This is a genomic window from Rubrivirga sp. SAORIC476, assembly GCF_002283555.1.
In the GTDB taxonomy this organism is placed as follows: domain Bacteria; phylum Bacteroidota; class Rhodothermia; order Rhodothermales; family Rubricoccaceae; genus Rubrivirga.
In genome coordinates, this window is sequence record NZ_MVOI01000003.1 from 1,278,951 (window position 1) to 1,294,632 (window position 15,682).

Genomic DNA, 15,682 nt, shown 5'->3' on the forward strand with positions numbered 1-15,682 from the left:
GCCGCGTATGCGACGCGTGAGATCGCGTTCCGGACGCACGCTCGTGCCCCAGGCGAAGCCCCCGCATTTTCTCTTAGCACTGTTCGCCCGGCGCCTAGATTCGAAACCGCTTCCATCGTCCCACCGACTCTCCATTATGACCCGACTTCGCTCGCTCGTCGTCCTCGCGACGCTCGCACTCACCGTCTCTGCCTGCGACTCGTCCGGCGAGGACGGTCTCCTCGCCGGTGCCGAGGCCAACCTCGGCCAGTGGACCTGGATCGACGTGGCGGGCTCGCAGTGCCGCGACGGCTCCTCGACGGGCATTGGCGTCCGCCTTCAGGACGGCGCCACCGACCTCGCCATCTACCTCGAGGGCGGCGGGGCGTGCTTCAACGGAGCCACCTGCGCCACCAACCCCAAGACGTTCGGCGAGGCGGAGTTCAACGCCCGCGCGGCGGCGGTGGGCAACAACGGCCTGTTCAGCACGGCCGCCGGCAACCCCGTCGGCGACTACAACATGGTCTACGTGCCGTACTGCACGGGCGACCTCCACGGCGGCAGCTTCCCCAACAGCTCGCTCCTCGGCGAGGAAATCGGCGTGCAGCAGTTCGTCGGGCACCAGAACGTCCAGCGCGCCGTCGCCCTCCTGGCGGACGAGTTGGACACGCCCGGGAAGGTGCTCCTGACCGGATCCAGCGCGGGCGGCTTCGGGACGCTCCTCAACTTCGGCGAGGTGGCCGACGCGTTCACCGGCTCCGACCTCTACCTCGTCGACGACTCCGGCCCGGTGTTCTTCCAGGACAACGTCTTCAGCCCGCAACTGGCCAGCAGCGTGACGGCGCTCTACAACCTCCCGGCGACGCTCCCGACGGCTCCCCAGCTGTTTCAGACGGACGGCCTGCCGGGCATCTACGCCTACTACGCCTCCACCTACCCGAACGCGACGTTCGGCCTCTCCAGCTACCTCGGCGACGACGTCATCCAGCAGTTCTTCGGCTTCGGCCAGGCGCCGGGCGACCCGATCACGGACGACGAGTACGCAGCGGGCCTGCGCGACGTGCGCAGCCAGATCCCGAGCGACTGGGGCACCTACTTCGCCACGGGCGGCGAGCACACGTTCCTGCTCGTCCCGAACCGCTACGCGGGCACCTCGGCGGGCGTCGCGTACGATGCCTGGCTCGCGGGCATCCTGGACGGCTCGCCGACGAACGTGGACCCGGCCGTGGCCGTCCGCGCCCCGCTGGCAGCCCGCTAGCACGTCTCTCGTGATGGCCCTCGCGCCCCGCTCCGCCTCGGTGGGGCGGGGCGCGGTGCGTTCCAGGCCCTGCGGCGCGCTCCCCGAGGCGGGTGGCCCTACGGGTCTACCAGCGGACGAACACGCCCGCCTCGGCGTGGCTCCGGGAGAGGTCGCCGTCGGCCGTGTAGCCGACGCCGAGCGCGCCGCCGAGGCGGCCCACCAGTGGGCGCTGCGCGCGCGCGCCGACGGACCACGCGTCACGTACCGAGGACTGGCCCTCGGCCTCGACGCGGACCTCCTGGCCGCGTCCGGCGGAGACCTCCCAGAACGACCCGAACGCACCGCCGCCGGTGTCGCCGAAGCGCCGGGCGACGACCCGCGCCGAGACCGGCACGCCTGGCTGGCCAGGCACGATCGCCGCCTCGCCGCGCAGCAGCCAGGCCCCGCGGTAGACCTCCGCCCCACCCGTCGCGATCACCACCGCCTGGTCGGCGAAGGCCATGCGCCGCGCCCCGACCGACGCCACCCAGCCGCCCCCCAGGGCCACCGAGAGCGACGCCGCGAGGTCGGTCTGCGCCGTCACCTCGGAGCCGGGCGCCCAGCGCCCACGGACGTTGCCCGAGACCCCGCGCCCGAGGTCGGGGTAGAGATCCGCCCCGACGAACGGCGCCGTCGCCCCGAACCGATCCACCGCGCCCGCCTCGACGACGCCCCCGCCCAGGTCGCCCGCACGGCCGCCGACGCGCACGGTCGAGGTGACCCACGTCCCGCGGTCGCCGACGGCCTCCGCCTCGACGGTCGCGCCCCCTCCCCACGACTGGGCCGAGGCGGGCGAGATCGCGACCAGGAGCAGGAGCACGCGCCACATGGGATCAGGAGGTCTGGAAGCCGGTGCGCGTCATCACGCCCCAGGACTGGGTCTTGCGGAAGTAGCTCACCAGGCCGCGGATCCGCCAGTAGACGGTCATTTGCCGGTAGCCGATGTTTTCGAGCACGGCGAGCCCCAGGAGCAGCGCGATGTCGCGGAGGCGCGTGTAGCGGCGGAACGCGAGCTGCTCCAGCGCCACCGACGCGATCGACTGGGCTACGCCGAGGGCCACCGCGAGCGCCAGCAGCAGCACCGCCACGGGCCCATTCACCAGGCCCAGCGCCACCAGCACCGCGAGCACCACGTAACCCAACGCCTCGACCACCGGCCCGAGCAGCTCCACGAGCACGTACACCGGGAACGCGAGCATCCCCACGCGGCCGTAGCGCGGGTTGAAGAACATCTTCCGGTGGCGCCACAGGATCTGCGCCAGCCCCCGATGCCAGCGGTCGCGCTGCCGCCCCAGGACGGCCCGGTCCTCCGGGCACTCGGTCCACGAGATCGCGTCGGGGGCGTAGGCCACGCGGTACGGCTGGCCGGTCTCGCGAAAGTGCTGATGGAGGTGGAGCACCAGTTCCATGTCCTCCCCCACCGTCGTGTGGTCCAGGCCGCCGAGGGCGACGACGGGCTCCAGCCGGAACAGGCCGAACGCGCCGGACACGATAGGCAGCGCGTTCAGGTGGTCCCACGCCGTCCGCGAGGCGACGAAGGCGCGCAGGTACTCGAGCGCCTGGAAGCGAGCCAGCCAGTTGGTCGGCATCCGCACCTCGGCGACCTGCCCGTGGCGCACCCGGCTCCCGTTGACGATGCCGACCGTGCCGCCCACCACGATGGTCCGCGCGTCGTCCAGGAAGGGGCGGACGGCGCGGAGCAGCGCGTCGCGGGCGAGCAGGCTGTCGCCGTCGAGCATGCAGAAGAGCGGCGTCCGGCAGTACGCCAGCCCCGCGTTGACGGCGTCCGCCTTGCCGCCGCCGTTGATCTTGGAGAGGACCCACAATTCAGGCTGCACGCGGCTCCGGAAGACCCGCTGGACGGGCGCGTGCGGGATCGCCGAGGTCGGCGGCCGTACGGCCTCGACCAGGTCGAATGCCTCGTCGAGGCGGGCCACGGTGTCGTCCGAGGAGCCGTCGTCGATGATGAGGACTTCCTTGGCGGGGTACTCCACGGCCAGCAGCGCGAGCGTCGCCTCGACCGCCACCACGCCCTCGTTGTACATCGGCACGAGCAGCGTGATCGCCGGGATGTCGGCCGTGGCAGCCACCTCCTCGACGTGGAACGACGACAGCCGTCGGCGGAGTCGCACGAGCGCCCCGAGCGCGATGCCGGTCCCGATGAGGTAGTGGCCCACCACCAGCACCACGTACGTCAGCACGACCGCGTCAACGATCCAGAGGAGGGAGGCGGGCATCACAGATAGGGCGTAGGCTCGATCGTGGGGCGCGCGCGCCACGGCCGAACCGGGGAGGGCCCGAGGAGCGCACGGTCGTACCGCTCCAGCGCCTCGGTGGCCCGGAGCGCGACCCAGGCGTCGGGGTCGGCCTGCGCGCGCCGGAGAATGCCGAGGTCCTCGGGACCGCTGCGGAGCTGGCCGAGCGCCTCGACCGCGGGGAGCCGGAGGGCGACCTCCGGGGAGGCGCACCACGGCCGCACCACGGCCGCCTCGGCGGGGCCGCCGACCTCTCCGAGGAACCGCAGCAACGACGCGCGGACCTCGGGCCGCACGCGCTCTCGTCCCAGCAGTTCGCACGCCGCCGCCGCCGCCGGGACGTAGCCCAGCCGCCGCAGCGCCTCGGTCGCGATCAGCCGCGCCCGCGGGCCGGTGCGCGGGTGGACGAGCGCCGCCGCGATGGGCGCGCCGCCGTGAATCCCGAACCGAGCCAGGAGCGAGGCCACGGTCGCCGCCTCGGCGCCGCCGTAGCGCGACAGGCCGGTGAGCGCCACCTGGCATGCCGCCGCCCCCCCCACCTCGGCCAGCGCCGTCGCCGCGGCCAGCACGACCCGCTGGGACGGGTCCCGGAGGGCGCCGCCCAGCGTCACGAGGGGAGGCCACTCGCTGAGCACACCGAGCGTGTGGACGCCCAGCACCCGGAGCTCGGCCGACCGCGAGATCGAGTAGCGCCGCGCGACACGCAGCAGCGGCGCTGCGGCCTCGGCCACCAGGCGCCGGTCGGCGCCGCGCAGGCGCACCGCGTAGGTCACGAGAAAGCGGAGCATGTCGGCCCGCTGGTGGGGCCACACGGAGGCCGCGAAGTCCTCGGGCGCGAGGTCGCCGTCGAGCAGGGCGAGCAGACGGGGCACCCAGCGCCGCGCCCGGCTCTCCCGGCGGGCTGCCACGCGCGCCTCCCACGCGTGCAGCCCGACCGTCGCGGCCACGAGCAGCACGTTCACGGCGACCGCCGCGGCCAGCAGAGCACCCAGCAGCGGAACCAAGCCGACCTCCACGTCGAGGCCGCTCATGCCAGGCGCGCGATCCGCGCGACGACTTCGGCGAGCGACAGCGGGCGCACGACCACGTCGGCCACGCCCGCGTCGAGCGCCTCGGCGATGGCGGCGCCGTTGCCCGGCCAGAACACGAGCACGACGGGCGGCGGCAGGTCCAGCCGCGCTTCGAGTTGCTGGAACAGGCCCAGTCCGTCGAGCCCCGGCAGGCGAGCGCCCGCCACGACCACGTCCGGCACCTCCCGGGCGATCGCCACGAGCGCATCCGGGCCCGTCCGCTCCGTGGCAACCGAGAAGCCCGCGCGCGTCAGCCGGTGGCCGATCACGTCGAGCGTCGGCTCGTCGGTGTCCACCAGGAGCGCGCGGCGGACCCGCCGCGGGCGGGCCGCAGCCGGACGCGAGATCCAGCCGACCGAGTCGAGCGTCGAAGCTGCAGGATCAGACACACACGGACAGAGGTGGGTCGGAGGTATCGGCCTCGCGCGGGCCACCTCAAGCGCCCGTCTCCACCTCGGGGGTCTCCCCACTAGGCCCGAGGCGGGCGAACCCGCCGCGCGCCACCCGGTACAGGGTGGGCTGCGACACACCGTCGTCACCCGACGGGTCTAGCATCCCCGGCTGCCCCACCGCGACACCTCTGATGGCCCAGATCCAGCGCATCAACTCCCCGTTCTCGCTCTCGACCGGCTTCCGGCCCATGGGCGACCAGCCGCGCGCCATCGGCGAGTTGACCGAAGGCCTCTTCCGCGGCGACACCTACCAGACGCTGCTCGGGGCGACGGGCACCGGCAAGACGTTTACCGTCGCCAACGTCGTCCGCAACGTGGGGCAGCCGACGCTGGTGATCTCGCACAACAAGACGCTCGCGGCCCAGCTCTACGCCGAGTTCCGGCAGTTCTTCCCCGACAACGCCGTCGAGTTCTTCATCTCGTACTACGACTACTACCAGCCCGAGGCCTACATCGTCTCGTCGGACACGTACATTGAGAAGGACATGGCGATCAACGAGGAGATCGACCGGCTGCGGCTCCGGGCGACCTCGGCGCTCGTGTCGGGCCGGAAGGACGTGATCATCGTGGCGTCGGTGTCGTGCATCTACGGCCTGGGCAACCCGGACGAGTACAAGAAGCGCCTCGTCCAGATCACGCCCGGCCAGGAGCGCGACCGCGACGAGCTGCTGCTGGAGCTGGTCCACGTGTTCTACAACCGCAACGACGTCGACTTCACGCCCGGCACCTTCCGCGTCCGCGGCGACGTGGTGGAGATCTTCCCGGCCTACCTCGAGGACGAGGCCTACCGCGTCGTGTTCTGGGGCGACGAGGTCGAGCGCATCGCACGCATCAACCCGGTCACCGGCGACGAGCTAGCGCTGGAGCAGGACACGCTGACCATTTACCCGGCCAAGCACTTCGTGACGCCGCAGGACCAGGTCGACCGCGCCATCGAGGGCATCCAGGAGGAGTTGCGCTGGCGGCTCGCGATCCTCCGCAACGAGGGCAACCTGATCGCCGCCCAGCGGATCGAGCAGCGGACGCTGTTCGACATCGAGATGATCAAGGAGATCGGCTACTGCTCGGGCATCGAGAACTACAGCCGCCACATGGACGGCCGCGAGCCCGGCACGCGGCCATACTGCCTGCTGGACTACTTCCAGAAGAACCACGGCGACGACTGGCAGATGGTCATCGACGAGAGCCACGTCACCGTCCCGCAGGTCCGCGGGATGTACAACGGCGACCGGGCGCGCAAGCTGAACCTCGTCGAGCACGGCTTCCGCCTGCCGTCGGCGATGGACAACCGGCCGCTCACGTTCGAGGAGTTCGAGACCTTCCACCACAACGTGATGTTCGTCTCGGCCACGCCCGCCGACTACGAGCTGGAGCAGTCGGGCGGCGTCGTGGTGGAGCAGATCATCCGCCCGACCGGCATCCTCGATCCTCAGGTGGAAGTCCGCCCGGTCGAGGGCCAGATCGACGACCTCCTGGGCGAGATTCGGGACCGCGTCAAGGCGGGCGGCCGCGTGCTGGTGACGACGCTCACCAAGCGCATGGCCGAGGACCTGACCGACTACCTCGACAGCTTCGGCGTCAAGGTGCGCTACCTCCACTCCGACATCGACGCGCTGGAGCGGGTCGACATCCTGCGCGACCTGCGCCTCGGGGCGTTCGACGTGCTGGTCGGCATCAACCTGCTCCGCGAGGGGCTCGACCTGCCCGAGGTCAACCTCGTCGCGATCCTCGACGCCGACAAGGAGGGCTTCCTGCGCTCCGAGCGCTCGCTCATCCAGACCGCCGGTCGCGCCGCCCGCAACGCGGACTCGATCGTGGTCCTCTACGCCGACCGCGTGACGGACTCGATGGCGCGCATGATGGAGGAGACCGAGCGCCGCCGCGAGATCCAGGCGGCCTACAACCAGGAGCACGGCATCACGCCGACGACCGTCACCAAGTCCATCGCCGAGGTCCGCAGCGGCACGGCCATCGCGGACCACAAGGCGGAGCAGGACGAGCGCCGCGCCAAGCAGGCGACGACCTACTACGCCGGCCCCGACCAGCTCCCGAAGGTCGCCGACCCCGTCGTCAAGTACCTCACCGACGACCAGAAGAAGGATCTCGTCGCCCAGCTCACGCGCGAGATGGACGCTGCGGCGGAGAACCTGGAGTTCGAGAAGGCCGCCGAGCTGCGCGACTCCATCGCCCAGATCGAGGCCGAGATGGCCGCCTAGCCCGCCTCGGCGCCCCTGCGGACGGTGTCGCCGAGGCGGACCGAGGGCCGGGCGGTCTCCGACCCGACGGAGACCACTCGGCCGGACCGCGCGCTGCCTACGGGCAGCCGTACTGCGACGAGACGGTGACGGACTTCGTCAGTGTCCCAACCGGAGTCGTCACAGTGATGGTGAACGAGGTGTCGTCGGTCAGCAGCGACAGCGACCGCGGGTAGCCGTACGAGCCCGGGCCGTTGACGTAGATGTCCCGGTCGAAACCCCAGTTGATGGACGGGTACGGGTAGACCGTGCCCGGCTTCGAGACGTAGTACTCGACGTTGCAGAACTCGCCGACCTGCGTCGGGCCCTGCAGCGTCAGACAGTGACTCGTGTTCCGGGGGATGGTGTCGTCGTAGTTGCTGCCTGACGAGATCCACCTGACCAGCGGGTTGCTGTTGCCCCCATCCGTCTCGATCGTGACGGTTCCGGAGGAGGAACTCATGAGGGCCGCACCGGAGAGGACCGTCCAGTTCGAAGCCGGGGAGGGGTCGGCGAGGTACGTGCCGACGCAGTAGTCGCCAAGCGAACTCGGTGTGTCGAAGATGGGCGTCAGCTCACCGGCGATCTCTTTGGCATCCGCGACGGCCGATACAGAGCCGTCGGGGCCGGAGGCGTCGCAACCGGCGAACACGAGAAGAGAGGCGGCGAACGCGAGAGAGAGTGTTCTCATGGCAGGAAGGGAGGGGCAGGAAGAGAGGGGACGACGCCCGATGGCGCACAGCCAACGTATCGGACCCGGGCTAGACCCGCATGGGATGAACGTCCCGAGTCCCCATGACTTGGGCACCACCAGGTCGGTACGAATCGCGAGTTCCCGCACGAGACGACCGCCTCCCATCGGCGACTCACTCGGCCGACTCCCCGAGGCGGGGGAGGCGAATCAGGCCGGTCCACGACGAGACTGCCGGCTCCCCTTCAGGCCCTCCCATGCGCGCGTTGCTCCTCGTCCTGGCGCTCGCCGTTCCCGTCGGCGCCCAGACCTGCGGCGGTGTCCTCTCGATCCCGCTCCGCCGCGTCCACACCCACACGTACACCGGCACCCGCGTCGACACGCTGGTGGCAGCCAGCGCGGCCCGCTACGACGTGACCGCGCTCGCCATCGAGGCCGACGCGTTCCCCGCGCCGCCCGACCTTCGCGCCCGGCCGACACCCGAGGCCCTCCGCGCCGCCGATCCCCACCTCTCCGTCACCATCGACTCGCTCGGCGACCCGCACGACGGCCGTCTCTTCTGGCCCCGCGACGACCTCCGGACGTGGACGCGCTGCGGCTTCGCCCTCCTCCGCTACACGCTGACGATCCGGACCGGGGAGGACCCGCCGCCCGTCATGGTGCTGGACCTGTACCACGTCCCGGCGCACGTGCCCATCGAAGCCGAGGAGCCGCTCACCGTCCGCCCCGGCCGCTGGTCGTTCGACTTCGCCGACGGGCTCCCGCTCCGCGACGAGAACCTGCGTCCAGAGCCCGAGTAAGCCGCGCGACAGGGCCACGCGGAGCGCGACCGCCGCGGCCGGGACCAGGCAGGCGAGGAGGCCCCGACCACCGGCACACGGCGCGGCCTCCCGACCGGGCCCTCCACCGAGGACATGCCAGGAGCCCCCGTAGCCCCTCGGGCGGTAGTCTCTGCCTCCTCCCCAACCTCGTTCGTGTCCGAGTCCTCCCGTCGCCCGATTCCGCAAACGCTCAAGGAGTACGGGCGTGCGACGGCGGGCGGATTGCTGTTCGCTTCGGCGTCGCTGTACACGATGGAGATCTGGTGGCAGGGGTACACCGTGCCCAGCCACATCGTGTTCGTCCGGTTCCTCGGCGTGCTGGCGCTGCTGACGGCCTACTCCCACTATGACGGGCTCCACGACGGGGCCTCGCTCTGGCACGACGTGTTCGAGGCCTTCGAGGCGATCGCGCTCGGCTTCCTCATTACCGTCGTCACGCTCAAGCTGGCCGGGCAGTTACCGTCCGGCATCGGCGGACGAGAGGCGATCCAGCGCGTCGTGATGGCGGGCGGCGTGACGGCCATCGGCGTGGCCGTCGGGACGGCGCAGTTGGGCGCGGAGGACGACGACGAGGACGAGGACGCATCCCACGGAGGCATGCTCCACGGCCTCGCGCTGTCGGTGCTGGGGGCCTTCCTCATCGGGTCCAGCGTGGCGCCGACCGAGGAGATCCTCATGATCGGCTCCGAGTCTCCGGGCTGGGCGGCCCTCGCGGCCGCGCTCCTGTCGTACGTCCTCGCGCTCGGCATCGTCAGCTACGTGCAGTTTCGCGGCTCGGGGCGCGTGGGCGAGATCACCGGACACGCCGCGGCCGACGCCGTCGTGACGTACGCGGTGGCGCTCACGGTCTCGGCCTACCTCCTGTGGTCGACCGGCCAGTTCGAGGGGCTGGGTGGCCTCGCCGCACTCGACCTCGTCGTGTACCTCGGCTTCCCGTGCACACTCGGTGCCGCGGCGGGCCGGCTTCTTCTCTAACCATGTCCTCGGATTCCCAGCCCGACGGGCGCAAGGATCGCAACGCGCTCGAGTGGGCCGTCTTCGGCCTGGGCCTCGTCATCGTCGTCGGCGTGCTCGGGTTCCTCGTCTACCAGTTGGTGGTCGGCTCCGACGAACCCGCCGACCTCGTGGTGACCCTCGACGCGCCCGAGGAGCAGCGCGGCACCGTGCTGATTCCGCTCACGGTCGTCAACGAGGGGGACCAGGTCGCAGAGGCGGCCGTCATCGAGGTCTGCTCCGGTCCCGACGCGTGCGGCGAGGTCACCTTCACGTACGTCCCCCAAGGCTCGACGCGCGAGGGCGTGGTCGGGCTGTCGGCTCCGCTGGCGGCTCCGCTGACCTCCCGGGTCGTCTCGTACCGAACGCGCTGAGGACCTCGTCGCGGCTCGCCTGCTGCCCGAGTCCCCGAGGGCTGGGACGACCGAGGCGCCGCACCGAGCAGGAGCACAGGTAGACTTGGCATCCGCCCTCCTGTCTCCATGACCCTCCTCTTCCTCGGTGGCACCGGCACCCTCTCGTCCGCGTGTGCGGCGCGGGCTGTCGCCCGCGGCCACCAGCTTACCCTCGTCACGCGCGGCCGGGCCGACCACCGTGCTCCCGACCGGGCCGAGATCCTCCACGCCGACGCCCGCGATCCCGAAGCCGTCGCCGCCGCGATCGGCGACCGCACGTTCGACGCCGTCGTCGACTGGGTCGCGTTCGCGCCAGAGCACGTCGAGGACGACCTCCGCCTGTTCCGCGGCCGAACCGGTCAATACGTGTTCATCTCGTCCGCCTCGGCGTACCAGACGCCGCCCCGGTCGCTGCCGGTGACCGAGGAGACGCCGCTCGACAACCCCGTCTGGGCGTACTCGCAGGCCAAGATCGCGTGCGAGGCGCGCGTCTGGGAGGCCCGCGACGCCGGGATGCCCGTCACGGTCGTCCGCCCGTCGCACACCGTCGCGCCGTGGTCGATGCCGTTCCGTGGTGGCTACACCGTGATCGACCGGATGCGGCGCGGCGCGCCGGTGCTGGTCCACGGCGACGGCCTCTCGCTGTGGACGCTGACCAACCACCGAGACTTCGCGACCGGCTTCGTCGGGCTGCTGGGGCACGAGGGCGCGCTGGGCCGAGCCATCCACATCACATCGGACGAGGTGCTGACGTGGGACGCCATCACCCACACGCTCGCCGAGGCGGCCGGGGCCGAGGCGCGCATCGTCCACGTCCCGTCAGACCGCGTGGCAGCCGTCGATGCCGACTGGGGCGACAGCCTGCTCGGCGACAAGGCGCACAGCCGCGTGTTCGACAACGCCCTCGTGAAGCGTCTCGTCCCGGACTTCGCGGCGCCGACGACGTGGGCCGAGAGCGCCGCCGAGATGGTCGCCTGGTTCGACGCCGACCCGCGCCGGCGAGTGGTGGACGAGGCGGCAGACCGCACGATGGACGCCCTGATCGCGCCCCTGCTTTGAGACTGGAAGCGCGCGACATGGTGAAGCACGGGTGAACCGACAGCGGTATTCTGGCGGTCCCCGCTGCCGTCCCCCCCCGTACCGCCATGACCCTCGGAGTGCCCCGCGAGACCGCGCCCGACGAGCGCCGCGTCGCCCTGACGCCGGACGCCATCCGGCGGCTCGCACGGGCCGGGGTCGAGGTCGTCGTCGAGCGAGGCGCGGGCGCGACGGCGTTCGTCTCAGACGCCGCCATGGAAGCCGCGGGCGCCCGCCTCGGAGACCGCACCGAGGCCCTCGGCGCCGACGTGGTGGCCACGGTGAAGGGCCTCCCGCCCGAGGACGTGGCGCAGGTCCGCGAGGGCGCCGTGGTGCTGGGCCTGCTGCGTCCGCTGGACGCGCCTGAGGCGCTGGCACCACTCGCAGAGCGTGGAGCCACGGCCATCGCCATGGAGTTGGTGCCTCGCATCTCACGGGCGCAGAAGATGGACGCCCTCTCCGCGATGAGCACCGTCGCCGGGTACCGGGCCGTGCTGCTGGCCGCCGAGCGGCTGCCCAAGTTCTTCCCGCTGCTGACGACCGCCGCCGGGACGGTCCGCCCCGCGAAGGTGCTGGTGCTGGGCGCGGGCGTGGCCGGGCTCCAGGCCCTCGCGACGGCGCGGCGGCTGGGCGCGGTGACCTCCGCCTACGACGTTCGGGCAGCGGCCCGCGAGCAGGTCGAGTCGGTCGGCGCCGACTTCGTGGAGTTGGACCTGGGCGCGGGCGACGCCGAGGACGCGAGCGGCTACGCGAAGGCGCTCACCGAGGACCAGCTCGTCCGCCAGCGCGCCCAGCTCGCCGACCTCGTGGCGAGCGTGGACGTGGTCATCACAACGGCCCTCATCCCCGGCCGCCCGGCGCCGCTGCTGCTCACCGAGGACGCGGTCGCGGCCATGCCGCCCGGCTCGGTCATCGTGGACCTCGCGGCGCCCAACGGCGGCAACTGCGCGGCCACGGTCCCCGGCGAGACCACCGAGGTGAGCGGGGTCTCGATCCTCGCTCCGCTCGACCTTGCCGCCGAGATGCCGCTCCACGCCAGCGACATGTACGGCCGCACCGTCGGCGCCCTCGTGCTGGACTTCATGACTGACGACGGCGCGTTCCGGGTCGACCTGGAAGATGAGATCCTGGCCGGGGCGGTCGTCACGCACGGCGGGGTCGTCGTCCACCCGCGCGTGCTCTCGCTGCTGCCCGAGGCGGACTCCCCCTAGACGCGCCAGATGCCCCTCAACGCCTCGCGCAGTTCGCGCATCGTCGTGCGTGGGGCCTCCGACTTCTCCCAGAGCAGGCCTACGCTCTACGCCCCCCTCTTCCGATGGACATCGCCTTCCTCGTCGTCTTCGTGCTCGCCTCGTTCGTCGGGATCGAGGTGATCTCCAAGGTGCCCGCGACGCTGCACACGCCGCTGATGTCGGGCTCGAACGCGATCAGCGGCATCACCATCGTCGGCGCGCTCGTTGTGGCGGGCGGCGTGGAGAGCCCCTGGGCGAAGTGGGTCGGGCTGGCGGCGCTCGTGCTGGCGACCGTCAACGTGGTCGGCGGCTTCCTCGTGACCGACCGGATGCTGGAGATGTTCAAGCCGCGCGAGCGCGGGTCGGAGGAGTCGTAGCAGACGCCTCGCCTCACGCCTCACCGCTCACGCCTCTCCCCGATGACCGACTCCCTCGTCACGCTCGCGTACCTCGTCGCGGCCTCGCTGTTCATCCTCGGCTTGAAGAAGCTGGGCTCGCCGCGGACGGCGCGGGCGGGCAACCGGCAGGCGGCGGCCGGCATGCTGGTCGGCGTCGTGGCGGCGCTGTTCGAGACCCAGATCCTGAACCCGGTCGAGCTGATCGCCGGGCTGGCGGTGGGCGGGCTGGTCGGCGTGTGGCTGGCGCGGCGGACGCCGCTGACGGAGATGCCGGAGCTGGTGGCCGTCTTCAACGGCTTCGGGGGCGCGGCCTCGGCGCTGGTCGCGGGTGCCGAGGCGCTCCGGCTGCTCACGCCCGAGACGACGTGGGCCGGCGAGATCGGGGTCTACCCCGGCCGCGTGGTCACCGAGGCGGGGAATGTGGCAGGCCAGGCGGCCTCGACGTTCGGCGTCGTCCCGGGCCTGATCGTGGCCGCCTCGGTGCTGATCGGGACGGTGACGCTGTCCGGCTCGTTCGTAGCCGTCGCCAAGCTGCGCGGCCGCGGGCCGGGCGCGTTCCCCGGCATCCGCCTCGCCTCGATCGTGGTCGGACTGGCGACGCTGGCGATGATCGCTGCGGCCGGGTGGGCCGCGGCGGTGTACCCGGCGGTGGGCTGGTTCGCCGTCGCGCTCGGCGCGCTGGCGGTGCTGTCGCTGGTGCTGGGCGTGCTGCTGGTGGCACCCATCGGCGGGGCCGACATGCCGGTCGTGGTGGCGCTCTTGAACGCGTACTCCGGGCTGGCCGCCGCCGCGACGGGCTTCGTGCTGGGCAACTACGCGTTGATCGTGTCCGGCGCCCTCGTCGGCGCGAGCGGCCTGATCCTGACGCGGATCATGTGCGAGGCCATGAACCGGTCGCTGGGCAACGTCCTGCTCGGCGGCTTCGGCGCGACCGCATCCGCCTCGGGCGGGTCCGGCGACGAGGAGGACCGGACGGTCCGCTCCACGACGCCCGACGACGCAGCCGTGATGATGGCCTATGCGCAGAAGGTGGTGATCGTCCCCGGCTACGGGCTGGCCGTCGCGCAGGCCCAGCACGAGGCCCGCGAGCTGGCCGACCTGCTCCAGAAGGAGGGTGTCGCGGTGAGCTACGCCATCCACCCGGTCGCGGGGCGGATGCCGGGCCACATGAACGTGCTCCTGGCCGAGGCCAACGTGCCCTACGACCAGCTCGTCGAGATGGACGACATCAACCCGGAGTTTGGACAGACCGACGTGGTGCTGGTGGTCGGCGCCAACGACGTAGTCAACCCGGGCGCCCGCGACGACCCGGGGAGCCCGATCTACGGGATGCCGGTCCTCAACGTGGACGAGGCGCAGCAGGTGATCGTGATGAAGCGGAGCATGAGCACGGGCTACGCGGGCATCCAGAACCCGCTCTTCTTCAAGGACAACACGGCCATGCTGTTCGGCGACGCGAAGGCGTCTCTGAAGGCCATCGTCGGTGAGTTGAAGACGCTGCAGGCGGCGTAGCACAGAGAGAGGGGGAGGCGTGCCGTCCTCTCTGCGCACGCCCGGCCTCGACGAGAGGAACCCGGCACGAGGCGTGTGGTGAGCCCCTCCCTCGCCTCCGCTCTTATGTCCCCGCACGGCATCCATCACCTCACCGCGGTTTCGGCTGCGATCCAGGCCAACTACCGGTTCTACACCGAGACGATGGGCATGCGCCTCGTCAAGCGGAGCGTCAACCAGGACGACGTCTCGGCCTACCACCTGTTCTACTCGGACGCGGTCGGCACGCCGGGCCACGACCTGACGTTCTTCGACTGGCCCGTGCCGCGGGAGCAGCGGGGCACGCGGTCCGTCACGCGGACCGGCCTGCGGGTCGCCGAGGCCAGCCTGCCGTTCTGGGCCGACCGCCTCGCCGAGGCGGGCATCGTCGCCGAGCCTGTCGCTGAGATCGACGGCCGGGCGACGCTCCGCTTCGAGGACGCCGAGGGCCAGCGCCTCGCGCTCGTCGCCGACGGCGGCACGGGTGACGCGCCGACGCCGTGGGATCAGAGCCCGGTCCCGGCCGAGCACCAGATCCGCGGGCTGGGCCCGATCACGATGAGCGTGCCCGACCTGGAGAACACCGACCTCGTGCTCCGCGTGGTCCTGGGCATGACGCCCGTCCGCACCTACGCCGACCCGGACCGGCCCGAGGACACGGTCCACGTCTATGCGATGGGCGGCGACGCCACCGAGGCGGGGCCTCACGCCGAGCTCCACGTGGCCGTCCAGCCCGACCTGCCCGCCGCGCGGCAGGGTGCGGGCGCCGTCCACCACGTCGCCTTCCGCATCCCGGACGACCAGTACGACGCGTGGGCCGCCCGGCTCGGCCAGTTCGGCGTGCCGTCGAGCGGGCCGGTGGACCGCTACTACTTCCGGAGTCTCTACTTCCGCGAGCCCGGCGGCGTCCTGTTCGAGCTCGCCACCGACGGCCCCGGCTTCGCGGTCGACGAGGACGCGGCGACGCTGGGCGAGACGGTCGCCCTGCCGCCGTTCCTGGAGGGGCGTCGCGCGGAGATCGTCGCAGGCCTGAAGCCGCTCGGAGAGGAGGCGTGATCGGGTGAGGAGTCGGCGCCCAGGGTCCGGCGGTCAGCACCTGTAGCGGCACGTCTGGTCAGGCTCGCCCCTCTCGCCATCGAGGTGGGCGAGGGCACCGAGCAGCCAGCGGGCGCCGGTTTCGTGTCTGGCACCGTGTTTGGGAGAGAGGCCGGACAGGCGTCCCCGCCGTGGCCGAGACGAACACTTCGTCCTGGCGGAATCAGACAGTGACGCGCGC

15 protein-coding genes are annotated in these 15,682 nt (G+C 71.8%); 10 read left to right on the forward strand and 5 right to left on the reverse strand.

From position 1 onward, the window contains the following. The first annotated feature begins 136 nt into the window (after positions 1-136). Positions 137-1,237, forward strand: coding sequence for a pectin acetylesterase-family hydrolase (locus B1759_RS07170; RefSeq protein ID WP_158225160.1), 1,101 nt, complete (start codon positions 137-139; stop codon positions 1,235-1,237). 106 nt (positions 1,238-1,343) lie between these two features. Here the strand turns inward: B1759_RS07170 and B1759_RS07175 are convergent, their stop codons facing one another. The 4 genes from B1759_RS07175 to B1759_RS07190 are packed head-to-tail and all read right to left on the reverse strand — an operon-like array spanning position 1,344 to position 4,972. Next, a complete protein-coding gene (locus B1759_RS07175; RefSeq protein WP_095514331.1) occupies positions 1,344-2,087 on the reverse strand; it encodes a YaiO family outer membrane beta-barrel protein in 744 nt (247 codons plus the stop codon). A 4-nt stretch (positions 2,088-2,091) separates the two neighbouring features. After that, complete coding sequence (locus B1759_RS07180) at positions 2,092-3,495, reverse strand: glycosyltransferase (protein ID WP_095514332.1); 1,404 nt, start codon at positions 3,493-3,495, stop codon at positions 2,092-2,094. Then, positions 3,495-4,544, reverse strand: coding sequence for a HEAT repeat domain-containing protein (locus tag B1759_RS19230; protein ID WP_143537295.1), 1,050 nt, complete (start codon positions 4,542-4,544; stop codon positions 3,495-3,497). Before B1759_RS19230 ends, B1759_RS07180 begins: the two co-directional genes overlap by 1 nt. Continuing rightward, a complete protein-coding gene (locus B1759_RS07190) occupies positions 4,541-4,972 on the reverse strand; it encodes a response regulator transcription factor (RefSeq protein ID WP_158225162.1) in 432 nt (143 codons plus the stop codon). Before B1759_RS07190 ends, B1759_RS19230 begins: the two co-directional genes overlap by 4 nt. Before the next feature lie 194 nt (positions 4,973-5,166). Between B1759_RS07190 and uvrB the strand changes: the two genes are divergently transcribed. Further along, on the forward strand, positions 5,167-7,251 hold the full coding sequence (gene uvrB, locus B1759_RS07195) for an excinuclease ABC subunit UvrB (RefSeq protein ID WP_095514335.1): 2,085 nt from the start codon (positions 5,167-5,169) through the stop codon (positions 7,249-7,251). A gap of 97 nt (positions 7,252-7,348) precedes the next feature. On the opposite strand, the gene B1759_RS07200 is transcribed toward uvrB, so the two are convergent. Further along, positions 7,349-7,960, reverse strand: coding sequence for a hypothetical protein (locus B1759_RS07200; RefSeq protein ID WP_095514336.1), 612 nt, complete (start codon positions 7,958-7,960; stop codon positions 7,349-7,351). 257 nt (positions 7,961-8,217) lie between these two features. Between B1759_RS07200 and B1759_RS07205 the strand changes: the two genes are divergently transcribed. The 8 genes from B1759_RS07205 to B1759_RS07240 all read left to right on the forward strand — a co-directional run bounded on the left by B1759_RS07205 (position 8,218) and on the right by B1759_RS07240 (position 15,462). Continuing rightward, positions 8,218-8,760: a hypothetical protein gene (locus B1759_RS07205; RefSeq protein ID WP_095514337.1), complete on the forward strand. Its 543-nt coding sequence runs from the start codon at positions 8,218-8,220 to the stop codon at positions 8,758-8,760. Positions 8,761-8,934: 174 nt separating this feature from the next. Then, the gene (locus B1759_RS07210; protein WP_158225163.1) at positions 8,935-9,756 is read left to right on the forward strand and encodes a DUF2391 family protein; all 822 of its coding nucleotides are present in this window, start codon (positions 8,935-8,937) and stop codon (positions 9,754-9,756) included. A gap of 2 nt (positions 9,757-9,758) precedes the next feature. Next, positions 9,759-10,148 (forward strand): hypothetical protein, encoded by a 390-nt coding sequence (locus B1759_RS07215; protein WP_095514339.1) that lies wholly within the window; start codon positions 9,759-9,761, stop codon positions 10,146-10,148. Positions 10,149-10,256: 108 nt separating this feature from the next. Then, a complete protein-coding gene (locus B1759_RS07220; RefSeq protein WP_095514340.1) occupies positions 10,257-11,228 on the forward strand; it encodes an SDR family oxidoreductase in 972 nt (323 codons plus the stop codon). Positions 11,229-11,314: 86 nt separating this feature from the next. Beyond that, positions 11,315-12,457 (forward strand): Re/Si-specific NAD(P)(+) transhydrogenase subunit alpha, encoded by a 1,143-nt coding sequence (locus B1759_RS07225; protein ID WP_095514341.1) that lies wholly within the window; start codon positions 11,315-11,317, stop codon positions 12,455-12,457. Positions 12,458-12,561: 104 nt separating this feature from the next. After that, positions 12,562-12,855, forward strand: coding sequence for an NAD(P) transhydrogenase subunit alpha (locus B1759_RS07230; protein WP_095514342.1), 294 nt, complete (start codon positions 12,562-12,564; stop codon positions 12,853-12,855). 42 nt (positions 12,856-12,897) lie between these two features. Next, the gene (locus tag B1759_RS07235) at positions 12,898-14,388 is read left to right on the forward strand and encodes an NAD(P)(+) transhydrogenase (Re/Si-specific) subunit beta (RefSeq protein WP_095514343.1); all 1,491 of its coding nucleotides are present in this window, start codon (positions 12,898-12,900) and stop codon (positions 14,386-14,388) included. A gap of 105 nt (positions 14,389-14,493) precedes the next feature. Next, positions 14,494-15,462, forward strand: a complete 969-nt coding sequence (locus B1759_RS07240) for a ring-cleaving dioxygenase (RefSeq protein WP_095514344.1) — start codon at positions 14,494-14,496, stop codon at positions 15,460-15,462. The last annotated feature ends 220 nt before the right edge of the window (positions 15,463-15,682 follow it).